Source organism: Shewanella sp. A22, assembly GCF_053850585.1.
On the sequence record NZ_JBSQBN010000137.1, the window covers coordinates 1 to 12,172 of the forward strand.

Annotated in this window: 12 protein-coding genes; 10 read left to right on the top strand and 2 right to left on the bottom strand. The window is 42.8% G+C overall.

Annotation, left to right across the window (positions count from 1 at the left end; genetic code table 11):
• Nucleotides 1-152: 152 nt before the first annotated feature.
• Complete coding sequence (locus tag ACWXWT_RS17865; RefSeq protein WP_456042930.1) at nt 153-746, bottom strand: chorismate--pyruvate lyase family protein; 594 nt, start codon at nt 744-746, stop codon at nt 153-155.
• Between the two features lie 125 nt (nt 747-871).
• Here ACWXWT_RS17865 and ACWXWT_RS17870 point away from each other — a divergent pair, with 125 nt between their 5' ends.
• On the top strand, nt 872-1,273 hold the full coding sequence (locus tag ACWXWT_RS17870; RefSeq protein WP_456042931.1) for a flagellar basal body-associated protein FliL: 402 nt from the start codon (nt 872-874) through the stop codon (nt 1,271-1,273).
• Complete coding sequence (rlmF, locus tag ACWXWT_RS17875) at nt 1,273-2,346, top strand: 23S rRNA (adenine(1618)-N(6))-methyltransferase RlmF (protein WP_456042932.1); 1,074 nt, start codon at nt 1,273-1,275, stop codon at nt 2,344-2,346. Before ACWXWT_RS17870 ends, rlmF begins: the two co-directional genes overlap by 1 nt.
• Here rlmF and ACWXWT_RS17880 read toward each other — a convergent pair.
• The gene (locus tag ACWXWT_RS17880; RefSeq protein ID WP_456042940.1) at nt 2,343-3,197 is read right to left on the bottom strand and encodes a formate dehydrogenase accessory sulfurtransferase FdhD; all 855 of its coding nucleotides are present in this window, start codon (nt 3,195-3,197) and stop codon (nt 2,343-2,345) included. The two genes, rlmF and ACWXWT_RS17880, sit on opposite strands and share 4 nt — an antisense overlap.
• Nucleotides 3,198-3,531: 334 nt before the next feature.
• On the opposite strand from ACWXWT_RS17880, the gene ACWXWT_RS17885 reads away from it, so the two are divergent.
• The 8 genes from ACWXWT_RS17885 (at nt 3,532) to ACWXWT_RS17920 (ending at nt 11,932) form a co-directional block, all read left to right on the top strand.
• Entirely contained in the window at nt 3,532-3,999 is a 468-nt protein-coding gene (locus ACWXWT_RS17885; RefSeq protein ID WP_456042933.1) for a DUF3305 domain-containing protein, read from the top strand.
• The gene (locus tag ACWXWT_RS17890) at nt 3,996-4,622 is read left to right on the top strand and encodes a DUF3306 domain-containing protein (protein WP_456042934.1); all 627 of its coding nucleotides are present in this window, start codon (nt 3,996-3,998) and stop codon (nt 4,620-4,622) included. Before ACWXWT_RS17885 ends, ACWXWT_RS17890 begins: the two co-directional genes overlap by 4 nt.
• Before the next feature lie 151 nt (nt 4,623-4,773).
• Nucleotides 4,774-6,453, top strand: coding sequence for a 4Fe-4S binding protein (locus ACWXWT_RS17895; protein ID WP_456042935.1), 1,680 nt, complete (start codon nt 4,774-4,776; stop codon nt 6,451-6,453).
• Between the two features lie 10 nt (nt 6,454-6,463).
• Nucleotides 6,464-7,129 carry a TorD/DmsD family molecular chaperone gene (locus ACWXWT_RS17900; protein ID WP_456042936.1) on the top strand — a complete coding sequence of 222 codons (666 nt, stop codon included), beginning with the start codon at nt 6,464-6,466 and terminating at the stop codon, nt 7,127-7,129.
• Between the two features lie 50 nt (nt 7,130-7,179).
• Complete coding sequence (locus ACWXWT_RS17905; protein WP_456042937.1) at nt 7,180-7,377, top strand: formate dehydrogenase; 198 nt, start codon at nt 7,180-7,182, stop codon at nt 7,375-7,377.
• Nucleotides 7,378-7,394: 17 nt separating this feature from the next.
• The gene (locus ACWXWT_RS17910) at nt 7,395-10,244 is read left to right on the top strand and encodes a formate dehydrogenase subunit alpha (RefSeq protein WP_456042941.1); all 2,850 of its coding nucleotides are present in this window, start codon (nt 7,395-7,397) and stop codon (nt 10,242-10,244) included.
• 25 nt (nt 10,245-10,269) lie between these two features.
• Nucleotides 10,270-10,866 (top strand): formate dehydrogenase FDH3 subunit beta, encoded by a 597-nt coding sequence (gene fdh3B, locus ACWXWT_RS17915; protein ID WP_456042938.1) that lies wholly within the window; start codon nt 10,270-10,272, stop codon nt 10,864-10,866.
• A 49-nt stretch (nt 10,867-10,915) separates the two neighbouring features.
• Nucleotides 10,916-11,932, top strand: coding sequence for a formate dehydrogenase subunit gamma (locus ACWXWT_RS17920; protein WP_456042939.1), 1,017 nt, complete (start codon nt 10,916-10,918; stop codon nt 11,930-11,932).
• Nucleotides 11,933-12,172: the final 240 nt, after the last annotated feature.

Sequence of the window (12,172 nt, forward strand, 5' to 3'; positions counted from 1 at the left end):
TCCATGGCGGTCAGATGCTGGAGGTAGAGTAACGCAGGAGCTTGTTACCGAGGATCACTATTCGCTTCAATCATCTGCCTTGCCTACAGCACTTTGAACTCCCGCTGAAAGATCACATATTTAATTGAATTGGTATTAACCACAAAATACAACTAACTTAAATGCGAAGTGTTTTGGTTGATGTATTTGACTGCAGCGGGCAAAAATATTTCGCTGACAATTAGTTGTGAGTAATACAGATTAAAATAGCGTCTACGGCCCCATAAACTGGTATCAACATGTTGATTTAAGCTGGTGGCTAAAGCCGCCAAGCGACCACAACTTTCAAACTGGGCTACTTCAATATTCCCTGGGGTAATGTCAGGACTATTAAATAATAATTCACCTAAAGGACGAGTACCAAGAAGGGTAAAATCATTAGGTTGATTATTACGTTGATGGGTTAAGATTGCCTGTGGGATTAAAGTGCGGGCAAATACCCAAGGTATGCCATCAAGGCATAACAGTACTTCACGGATCCAAACTGGGCCTGTATGAGAAGGAAATTCATCTGTTAGAGGTTCAAGTAGATGTTCGCCTAACACTTTTACTTCAAAGTGCTTACAGTGTGTTTTGAGGCGTTGGGTCAAACTTCCTGTTGCTAATAGCCACTCTTTGAGGTGGCTATGGGGCAATGAATCGACTTTTTGTGGTGAAAGCCAATGAATTGATTCACCATAAGGAAAGCTAATACTGGTCACGTTCATCTAAAACTCGTTACAATACATCAACGGCAATAGTCTATCATGTCAAAGATGAGCAAACACTCTTAAGGGAGTGAACAACATGGCTTATTTAATTAACGTTTCACATTGACGGAGTTTAACTCATTATGAAAAAATTGGTTTCAACGTTAGTCATGCTGTGTTGTTTTGCATTTAATGTTTATGCAGAAGACGAGCAAGTTATTGAAGATTATGCTTATTACGGTTTTGAGCCTGATATTGTCACTAACTACATCTCTAATCGGAAAAAATTAGGGTTTGTTAAAATTAGTGTTGAATTAATGGTAAAAGATCCTAACGATTTAGTCAGCTTAGAACATCATGATCCTTTACTGCGTTCAGCCATGGTAGAGATTTTAGGGAATCAATCAGAAGATAAAGTTAAATCTTTATCTGGTCGTGAGGAGATTCGCCGTGAATGCTATGAAACGGTTAATAGCCTAATGGAAAAAGAGGTTGGTCGGCCTATTGTGGTCAATTTATTATTCACTAAATACTTATACGATTAATGACTCGTTCAACACTTCCTAGCCTAGCCAAACATGGTTCGATGCCACGTTCGTCAAACCGAACGGCTAGCAATACGGTTTCTGCCAAACAGAATAAACCTGTGTTTGCCAAAACATTACATCCACGTAATGTGCACCAACAAGGTTATAATTTTACTGAATTAATCAGTGTTATGCCGCCTCTCGCTAAGTTTGTTCGTCCAAACCCTTACGGTAATCCTTCCATAGATTTTGCAGATCCCAAAGCAGTAAAAAGCCTCAACACTGCATTACTTCTGAGTGAATATCAGATTAGTGATTGGGATATTCCTGACGGGTATTTGTGCCCACCAGTGCCTGGACGAGTGGACTATTTACATTACATTGCCGATTTATTAGCGGTTAAAGGCAAAGTCATTAAAGGGACGAGTATTCGAGGGTTAGATATCGGCACTGGTGCTAATGGTATTTATCCACTGCTGGGTATTCAAGCGTATGGCTGGCAGTTTGTTGCATCAGATATTGATCCCATTTCTATCGACAATGTTGCTAACATTGTTAAAAGCAACCCAAATATAGAGACAAAATTACAATTAAGGTTACAACAGCAGCCTAAGCATATATTTGCAGGGATTATTACGGCAGGTGAGTGTTTTGATGTCACATTGTGTAACCCGCCATTTCATCGCTCTTTAGCTGAGGCTTCAGCCGGTTCGTTGCGTAAAGTGACAAATTTAGCAAAAAACCAGCTGCAAAAACATGGCCGAAAATCGCGCAAGTTAACGGTAAATAAAGCTCAGCCATCACTTAATTTTGGTGGACAAAAAGCGGAATTATGGTGTGAAGGGGGAGAACGACAATTTCTAACCAACATGATTAAACAAAGTTGTGACTACGCCAATCAAGTATTATGGTTTACCACATTAGTTTCAAAGTCAGAGAACCTTAAGCATTGTTATCAATTACTCAAACAGGTCAATGCTGTTGAGGTGAAAACAATTGAAATGACGCAAGGCAACAAAAACACGCGTATTTTAGCTTGGAGTTTTTTTCCCCCAGCATTACGTCAACAATGGACCAGCCTGCGTATTTAATCTTTACCTGCATCAAAAGTTATTGTTTCACAGCCGTGATACACCAAGAAGTGTCGTCCCTTAGCGCGGGCTATCAAGGTAATGCCCATTTGCTTGGCTAGGTCCAAACCCATTTGAGTCACTCCACTACGCGAAAGCAAAACAGGTATTCCCATTTTGGCGACTTTGATGACCATTTCTGAAGTTAATCTACCTGTTGTATAGAAAATCTTATCGTGTCCAGATTGCTGATCGAGCCACATATCTCCTGCAAGAGTATCGACTGCATTATGGCGACCAACATCTTCAACAAAAGCCAAAATTTTCTCATCTTCACATATGCCGCAGCCATGAACAGCCCCAGCATTTTTATAAGTTTCATTGTAAGCATTAATATTACCTAATAAGGCATAAATGGTGGACTGTTTGAGTGATGGTTTAGGTAAATTAATATCATCAACACCTTGTAGAAAACTGCCATAAACAGTGCCTTGACCACAACCGGATGTCACCGTTTTTTCGGATAATTTCTGCTCAATATCTTTATCAACCTCTTGCGTGATGACCGCGGCGGAGCTAACGTCCCAATCAACGATAACTGATTCTAATAAACTTAACTCACTAATAAACCCTTGGTTTTTTAAATAACCTATGGTTAGTGACTCTGGTTTTGCACCCAATGTCATTAAGGTCACAATAGGCCGCCAATTTAAATACACAGTTAATGGACGCTCGCAGGCAACAAATTTATCGACAACTTGACCTTGTTCGTTGACGGCTTTAACCGCAAGAGTCAGCGGTACTTGAGTATTGGTTTTGACAAACTTTACCGCGTTACGCTGCGATGAGGTGGCAGAAACAGGTTGAGTCATTTGTGGGATAACCTCGTAGTGGGTATTTCGTTGATGGAAAGAATAGGCAAGTGAGTCAGCTTCATTAGATAAGTAGCATAGCAATTATTATTCCCTTAACTTAAAACAACTTGCCTAAGCGTGATCTGGCGCAAATCTAGAAAAATTCTACTTAATTGGCGTGTATTTATGTCCCACCTAAAATTGCACTATGGACATATTGTCCTATCCTTACTAGGTATTTCGGGATCTAGTTCAAAGTTAGTTTTACTTTTTAGTTGGCACCATTATTGCTGCTATTTAATCATTAGAGTGTATGTCAATACACACATTTATGTCAGAGGTAAGCATTACCATGCAGCACACCGATACTATTTGGCCAATGTATGTCTCACTGAAAAAAGTGCAAACCCAAGTAGGGCGTTGGACTTCGGTCCGATGGGAACTCGATAAAATGATTCCATCTACTCAAGACAAACCAGAAAATGCAGTTTTGGTTCCATTAGAGTTATATAAAGATCAACGTGGTAGCTACCGCATTAATCTTGATATGGATAATTCCACACTCTTTATTGTATGCGATGAACTTGTTGATGGTACATGGGTTCCTGCCATGATTTCAGCAGATCAAAACGTCAGCGCAGGCTGTCTTGAATCTGATACTCCAGTCATTAATACTCCTATGCCTAGCGCAGTGGCCTGCTGGATAGAGGCGTTCATTACTCGCCATGGAGAGGTTGAGATTAGTGCCCATCGACGTAAACATGTTAACCGTCGTAAAAATGAAGGGCCAAGTGCAAATCACTTAGGGAAAATACAATGAGTGATAAAGCAGAAGGGCTTCTTAACCGCTGGGAGCTGAGGCGTCAGCGAGTTGCTGAAGAAGCTAAACAAGATGAATTATTACATGCACAAGAGACCGCTGATGACATCAGCACGTTACCAGCTGAAGCCACTCAAGAGGCTAGTGCAATAGACCAAGACCTTGATGAGGTTACTGAGTTTGAACCTTTACCCGACCCTAGTACGATTGAAGTCGGTGGCAGCTTTGCACGTTTTATGGCTAAGAGTGTCGACCCAACAACTAAAGCTGCAGCACTTCGAGCGTTATGGAAACAACCGCAATATGGCCATATTGATGGGCTACTCGAATATGCGTTGGATTATACCAATCAACCACTATTATCCGCAGATGTTTCAGCCGAGTTAGCAAATAAAGTTTTTCGGTATGTCATTGAAAAAGAAGAGCCGGAAGAAGAGTTAGCGCAGACTGACATCGCGCAAAATGAATTAGTAGAAAAAATTGATACAACCGTAGAGGAACCAATCGATTTAGCCGAAAGTGATGAAGCACTGATAACAGCGCAATCGCCACAAGAAAAACCACTTTACCAGAATGATGATCTGATAAAGCAAGCTGCAGTCAGTGATGAGGCGAAAGCATAATAACGACAGTCATAAGATGAATGTGACAAACATAAACCGTTATTTAAAGATTTAGAGCAAGTTAATGTCAATTATTGACGTGCAGTAAGCGTGAGCAGTGGAGTGAGCTATCACTGTGAATGAGGTATAAAAACCGAAAATTAGGAACGCAATGAGTATAAGAAAAAACCAGCCACAGCTGAAACAAGCACGACAACAGGTGATGGCCAATACGCAGATTCTGCAGAATTTAATACCGCCGACTGTGAGTTACACAACTCAAGGGCATGTGCTTGTTATTGGACCAGAAGATCTTGCCCGTTTAGCGGCGGACAAATTGTCCACAATGGCAAGCCGAGTCATTCTGGCTAACGAAACAATCACCAGCCAAGATGAAGCCCACCTTGAAATGGTAATGAATGCGGCAACTGATGTCGAAAGTTACTACAATAAATTGGTGAGTGTAAAAGGATTTTTAGGGCAATTTCAGGTCAAAGTAGAAAGCGACAATGGCATTGTCGAGTTAAGCTCGGTTGCCATCCGTCAAGCGCATTTTGATATCGTGCTCGACTTAAGCCACAGCCCTTGTATCAACCTTGAAATGTTACCTCCAGGGTATTTTTATGTTGGTCAAGATACTGTATTACTGGCCGACGCGATTGCCAACATTCCGGAGCTGATCGGTGAGTTTGATAAACCGCGTTACGTCAGAGTTAACAGTGATATTTGTGCCCACGACAAGCATGGGTTAAATGGTTGTAACCGCTGTTTAAATTTCTGTCCTGCCGATGCCATTAGCAGTGTCGCGCATAAAATTGAAATCGATCCTTATCTATGTCATGGCGCTGGAAGCTGTACCAATGCATGCCCAACGGGTGCGTTAAGCTATGACTTGCCAACACCAGCATCACTGCATACCTATCTCGAAAAGTTAGTTAGCCGTTATCGTCAAGAAGCCCAAACTGCCCCAGTTATTTTATTTCACGACAACGAAGCTGGTGCAGAGTTAATCAATGACCAACTAAGCGGAGATGTACTACCTGTTGCCATGGAAGAGATCACCGTGGCGAGCATTGACCATTGGTTGGCTGCATTAGCATTTGGTGCGCGGGAAATCTTAATCTTACAAACCCCCACTACCGCACCAACTTTGCTGCAAATGCTAAAAGGTGAATCAACATTAGCCAATCGTATTCTTGACCAAATGGGTCAACCACAAAGAATACGCCTAGTGACACCTGCGGAGCTGGAGCTATTAGATGACAACCTAGCCGTTAGCCTTGCTTGGCCTGTCATTATGCCAATGGTCTTAAATGCGATTGAGCCTAATACTAATGCAAAACGCAGTATTGAATTTCAAGCTATCGATCATCTTAATAGCCAAGCCGCAGCGGTTGATGATGTATTGACTATTGCGAATATTCCATACGGTATGGTTAGCATCAATAGTGACAAGTGCACATTATGTATGTCGTGTGTTGCCACGTGTCCAACGCAAGCATTAAAAGATGGCGGCGATTCTCCTGCTCTTAAGTTTGTAGAGCAAGATTGTGTGCAATGTGGCTTATGTGAAGCAGCTTGTCCGGAGAAAGTGATTAGCCTAGTTCCACAAATCAACTTTAATCAATCAGCAAGACAGCAAGTTCAAGTATTAAAACAAGAGCTTCCATTTGAATGTATTCGATGTGGTAGTGAATTTGCCACCCAATCAATGGTACATAAAATAATTGAGATGGTGGGTGAACATAGTGCGTTTAGCGCCAATATTGAGCGTTTGAAAATGTGTGGCGATTGCCGTGTAAAAGACATGTTTGAAGACATCCTTGACGATCCAGAAAAGCAATTGCAATAAGAGATCTCCTATGACAGAAACTGGAAGACAACTAAGTGAGAATGATCAGTTAAGAGCGGATATATATCAGTTGTTGGCCGCGTTATTACGCCGTCAACCTAATACTGAATTATTACAGTTTTTAGCTGGTTTAGAGGTAGACGCCGAGGATGGCAATACCATGAGTCAAGCATGGAATGCGTTAAAACTGGCGGCAGAAAATAGTGATACAAATACGTTAGAAGATGAATACTTCGCCATTTTTTTAGGCGTTGGCAGTGGTGAGATTATGCCATATGGCAGCTGGTTTATGACCGGTTCTCTGATGGACAAGCCCTTAGCTGCATTACGCAGTGATTTAATGCAGTTAGGTTTTGAGCGTGAAGAAAATGTTAAAGAACCAGAAGACCATGTCGCCGCGTTATGCGAAGTCATGGGCTGCTTAATTTTAGAAGCGCCAGGATATCGCCAACTTGCGTTTTATCAGCGACATATTGGCAGTTGGATTATGCGTTTTTGCGACAATTTAGCCAAAACGCCTAGTGCCAATTTTTATCTTAGCGTCGCGCAATTAGCTAAAGCGTTTTTTATCGCTGAAGCCAATGAATTTGAACAACTGAGTTTAGATATTCCGGTGAATTGTCCAGGTAGTGCTGACTTAGAACCGCTTGAAGACGAAGTCGTACAAATTAATTAAACCGGATGATGGCTGATTCAGCCACATCTTTTTATCAACAAGGAGACAATATGAAGAAGCAAGCTTCCGACATGGGCCGTCGCCAAATGCTAAAAGCATTAGCGCTCGGCAGTGTGGCCGGTGCTGTCGCTAGTGTCAGTGCCCCAGCACTTGCCCAAGTGACTAAACCGTCTACAGAAGAGCCTACGGGCAATAACTACCGCGAAACAGAGCATATTCGTAACTACTATGCTTCGTTAAGCAAATAACAAAAGGAGAGTGTGTGATGCGATTAACCCGCAAATCAGACACAGCCGAGACTAAAACAACGTCCGGCTTAGGTCTTAACCGACGTCAATTCCTCAAGTCTGCCAGTTTGGCAACTGGTGGTATTGCCGCAGCTTCAATGCTTGGCGCTGGTATGATGCGTAAAGCTGAAGCTAAAGATGTACCACACAATGCACCTACCGAAGTAAAACGGACTATTTGTTCGCATTGTTCTGTAGGTTGTGGTGTTTATGCAGAAGTTCAAAATGGCGTGTGGACAGGGCAAGAGCCCGCGTTCGATCATCCATTTAACCAAGGTGGACACTGTGCTAAAGGTGCTGCATTACGTGAACATGGTCATGGTGAAAAACGCTTAAAATACCCAATGAAGCTAGAAGGTGGTAAATGGAAGCGTCTATCATGGGATCAAGCAATCGATGAAGTTGGCGATAAAATGGCCTCGATTCGTCAAGAGTCTGGACCTGATTCTGTTTATTTTATGGGCAGCGCTAAATTTTCAAACGAACAAGCTTATATGTATCGCAAATTTGCAGCAATGTGGGGTACGAATAATGTCGACCACTCTGCTCGTATTTGTCACTCTACCACAGTAGCCGGTGTTGCAAACACTTGGGGCTACGGTGCGCAAACTAACTCTTTTAATGACATCCGCAACTCAAAATGCATGATGTTTATCGGTTCTAACCCATGTGAAGCTCACCCTGTGGCGATGCAACACATTTTAATTGGTAAAGAACGCGGTGCCAAAATCATCGTAGTTGATCCACGCTTTACGCGTACAGCTGCTAAATCTGATGAATATGTCCATATTCGTCCTGGTACTGACATCCCATTCATTTATGGTCTGTTATGGCACATTTTCGAAAACGGCTGGCAAGATGATTCATTCATTTCCCAACGTGTATACGGTATGGATCGTATTCAAGAAGAAGTGAAAAAATACACGCCAGAAGAAGTCGAACACATTGCCGGTGTACCAAAAGCACAAATGTACCGTGTTGCTAAAATGATGGCAGAAACTAAACCTGGCACTATCGTATGGTGTATGGGGGGGACTCAGCATCACATTGGTAATGCGAATACCCGTGCTTATTGTATTTTACAGCTCGCCCTTGGCAACATGGGGGTAGAAGGCGGTGGAACGAACATTTTCCGCGGTCACGATAATGTACAGGGTGCGACCGACTTTGGTTTGTTGTTTGATAACTTACCTGGTTACTACGGCTTAACTTCAGGTGCATGGGACCACTGGGCCAATGTATGGGACTTAGAGCCTAGTTGGGTTAAAAGTCGCTTTGACCAAGGTGAATATCTAGGTCAATCACCACAAACCTCAGCTGGTATTCCTTGTTCGCGTTGGCATGATGGCGTGTTAGAAGACAAAACCAAAATTGCCCAAAAAGACAATATTCGTCTGGGATTCTTTTGGGGTCAGTCTGTTAACACCGAAACCCGTGGTCGTGAAGTGCGTGAAGCGCTCAATAAAATGGATACCATTGTGGTAGTCGATCCATTCCCAACTATGGCGGGTGTGATGCACGAGCGCCAAGATGGGGTGTATTTACTTCCAGCGGCAACGCAATTTGAAACCTATGGTTCTGTTTCCGCTTCAAACCGTTCGCTACAGTGGCGTACGCAAGTTATCGAACCATTATTTGAGTCATTACCTGATCATACCATCATGTATAAATTGGCTAAAAAATGGGGCGTGGCGGATCAATTTTGTAAACATATCAAAGTGAATGGTGATGAGCCATTAGTGGAAGATATCACTCGTGAATTTAACACAGGCATGTGGACGATTGGTTATACAGGGCAAAGCCCTGAACGTTTGAAAATGCACCAAGAAAACTGGGGTACTTTCGATGTTAACTCACTCGAAGCTCCAGGCGGCCCAGCGAAAGGTGAAACCTATGGTCTACCTTGGCCATGTTGGGGTACACCAGAGCAGAAACACCCTGGTTCGCAAATTTTGTATCGTACAGGACGTGAAGTTAAAGATGGTGGTGGTAACTTCCGTGCACGTTATGGTGTCGAACATAATGGTACGAACATTCTTGCTGAAGGTTCTTTCTCAAAAGGGTCTGAAATTCAAGATGGTTACCCAGAGTTTACTGCTGACATGCTTAAACAACTTGGTTGGTGGGATGACCTAACAGCAGAAGAAAAAGTTAAAGCTGAAGGCAAAAACTGGAAAACAGATATTTCTGGCGGTATTCAGCGTGTGGCAATCAAGCATGGTTGTATTCCTTATGGTAACGCTAAAGCGCGTTGTGTTGTTTGGAACTTTCCTGATGATATTCCACTACACCGTGAACCGTTATACACCCCTCGCCGTGACTTAGTCGCTAAATATCCTACTTATGAAGATCGTATGGTCGCTCGTCTGCCAACGCTTTATAAAACAATTCAAGACAAGGATTTTGCTACCGACTATCCACTTGCCGTGACAACTGGCCGTTTGGTTGAATACGAAGGTGGTGGTGAAGAAACTCGTTCAAACCCATGGCTTGCAGAACTACAGCAAGAAATGTTTATCGAGATCAACCCAGCAGATGCTGCAGATCGCGGTTTACGTGATGGCGATGACGTATTTGTCCATAGTCCAGAAGGTGCAAAAATAACCGTTAAGGCAATGGTGACACCACGTGTTATTGCGGGTGAATGTTTTATGCCATACCACTTTGCCGGTGTGTTTGAAGGCAAGAGTTTGGCCAAAAACTACCCAGAAGGCACAGTGCCTTATGTGATTGGCGAATCTGCCAATACCGTAATGACCTATGGTTATGATGTCGTAACGCAAATGCAAGAGACCAAGTCTAGCTTGTGTCAAATTAGCAAAGCCTAAACACTTGATGAGGAGATAAGCCATTATGGCAGTCATGAAATTTCTGTGTGACACCAAACGCTGCATCGAGTGTAACGGTTGCGTCACAGCATGTAAAAACGAAAACGACTCTGCTTTAGAGTGGGGTATTCAGCGTCGCCGCGTGGTAACGCTTAATGATGGTGAACCAGGAGAAGCGTCAATCTCAGTAGCATGTATGCATTGTACCGATGCACCATGTATGGCTGTATGTCCGGCCGATTGTTTCTACCGTACCGAAGACGGTATTGTGTTACATAACAAAGATACCTGTATCGGATGTGGCTATTGCTTCTATGCTTGCCCATTTGGTGCGCCGCAGTTCCCTAAAAAGACTGCGTTTGGTAGCCGTGGCAAAATGGATAAGTGTACTTTCTGTGCCGGTGGCCCAGAAGAAGATCATTCAGAAGCCGAACGTCTAAAATACGGCTCTAACCGTATTGCAGAAGGTAAATTACCAATGTGTGCTGAGCTTTGTTCAACCAAAGCATTGTTAGCTGGTGATGCAGGCATTGTGTCTGATATTTACCGCCAACGTATGGCTGCACGTGGTAACCCAAATACTATTTGGGGCTACAATCCTAAAACAGGCGAAATGATCTAACCCAGAGCAATGGCTGCGACTTGGTTCGCAGTCATATTAAGGAGTGACAATGTTAACTTTAACGTTAAACAAATCACTGCGCAGGATGTTTGCTCTGTTGGTTCTGTGTATGGGATTGGGGTTGGTTACATCGTCGGTGTATGCCGCTGATGAACAATCGAGTCAGCAACAAGCAAAGTCGAAAACCAGTGATGCAGATCTCTGGCGCGCAGTAAAAGCCGGCGAACCAGGATACAGTTCAGACAAAGGCCTCGATGCTGATGTTCTGATAAATGTTGCTGGTAATGAAGGCAAGATGCTGCGAAATACTTACCTAAAACCCGCACTCGGTTTAGCCGTGGTCGGTGTTTTTGCAGCCTTTTTAGTGTTTTACTTAGTCAATGGTCCATCCAAACTGAGTAAAGGCTTTTCAGGTAAAATGGTATTTCGTTGGAGCAAAAGTGATATCTGGTTACATTGGATTATGGCAATATCATGCCTGACCATGATGGTAACGGGTATCGTCATTATGCTTGGGCGTCATATCTTAGCCCCTTATGTCGGTGACGGTATTTGGGCAGGGATTATCGCCTTTAGTAAGTTTGCCCACGATTGGTCTAGCCCCATCTTTATGGTGTCTTGGCTGTTGTGTGTTATCAAGTGGATGCCATTACAAACCTTTAAAATGTACGATTTAAAATGGTTTTTAGTGGTGGGTGGCTACATTAATTTTGGTCCGTTTAAAGGCAAGCATCCAGACAGTGGTTTTGCCAATGCGGGTGAAAAAATGTGGTTTTGGACGTTAGCTATATTTGGGCTTAGCATCAGTGCTACCGGAGTTATGCTAGTATTCCCCACACTTGATTTACCAAGAGAGCTGTCAATGATCGCCCTTCTGGTACATGGTGTAAGCGCAGCGATTTTAATCGCGTTTACCATTGTACATATTTGGATGGCGACGGTGCTCAGCGAAGGTGGTATGGAGTGCATGGTATCGGGCTATTGTGACGAAAACTGGGCTTCTCAGCACCATAACGTGTGGTACGACGAAATCAAAGCCGATGGCACCTTGAAATACAAAGAGTAACCCTGCTAACAGGTGTTAACACACTAGGTTGATAGCAGCGATAAAACACCTTGTTGGGTATCTAACAAGGTGTTTTTTATTGGGAATAAATTAAAGTATATAGAACACGATTAATATTATACCAATCTCATTAAATATCTGGTCAGTTCAGAGTCTCTCAGGTTTTTCAATTCAAGGCACATTGATGTAGAAATGGTTGTTGCCTTTTAAATCGATGTAACACAGAAGTGGAATACCTGA

Bases quoted from the DNA above. Each gene is read 5' to 3' on its own strand.
- ACWXWT_RS17865 (WP_456042930.1), bottom strand. From the start codon at position 746: ATGAACGTGACCAGTATTAGCTTTCCTTATGGTGAATCAATTCATTGG.
- ACWXWT_RS17870 (WP_456042931.1), top strand. From the start codon at position 872: ATGAAAAAATTGGTTTCAACGTTAGTCATGCTGTGTTGTTTTGCATTT.
- rlmF (WP_456042932.1), top strand. From the start codon at position 1,273: ATGACTCGTTCAACACTTCCTAGCCTAGCCAAACATGGTTCGATGCCA.
- ACWXWT_RS17880 (WP_456042940.1), bottom strand. From the start codon at position 3,197: ATGACTCAACCTGTTTCTGCCACCTCATCGCAGCGTAACGCGGTAAAG.
- ACWXWT_RS17885 (WP_456042933.1), top strand. From the start codon at position 3,532: ATGCAGCACACCGATACTATTTGGCCAATGTATGTCTCACTGAAAAAA.
- ACWXWT_RS17890 (WP_456042934.1), top strand. From the start codon at position 3,996: ATGAGTGATAAAGCAGAAGGGCTTCTTAACCGCTGGGAGCTGAGGCGT.
- ACWXWT_RS17895 (WP_456042935.1), top strand. From the start codon at position 4,774: ATGAGTATAAGAAAAAACCAGCCACAGCTGAAACAAGCACGACAACAG.
- ACWXWT_RS17900 (WP_456042936.1), top strand. From the start codon at position 6,464: ATGACAGAAACTGGAAGACAACTAAGTGAGAATGATCAGTTAAGAGCG.
- ACWXWT_RS17905 (WP_456042937.1), top strand. From the start codon at position 7,180: ATGAAGAAGCAAGCTTCCGACATGGGCCGTCGCCAAATGCTAAAAGCA.
- ACWXWT_RS17910 (WP_456042941.1), top strand. From the start codon at position 7,395: ATGCGATTAACCCGCAAATCAGACACAGCCGAGACTAAAACAACGTCC.
- fdh3B (WP_456042938.1), top strand. From the start codon at position 10,270: ATGGCAGTCATGAAATTTCTGTGTGACACCAAACGCTGCATCGAGTGT.
- ACWXWT_RS17920 (WP_456042939.1), top strand. From the start codon at position 10,916: ATGTTAACTTTAACGTTAAACAAATCACTGCGCAGGATGTTTGCTCTG.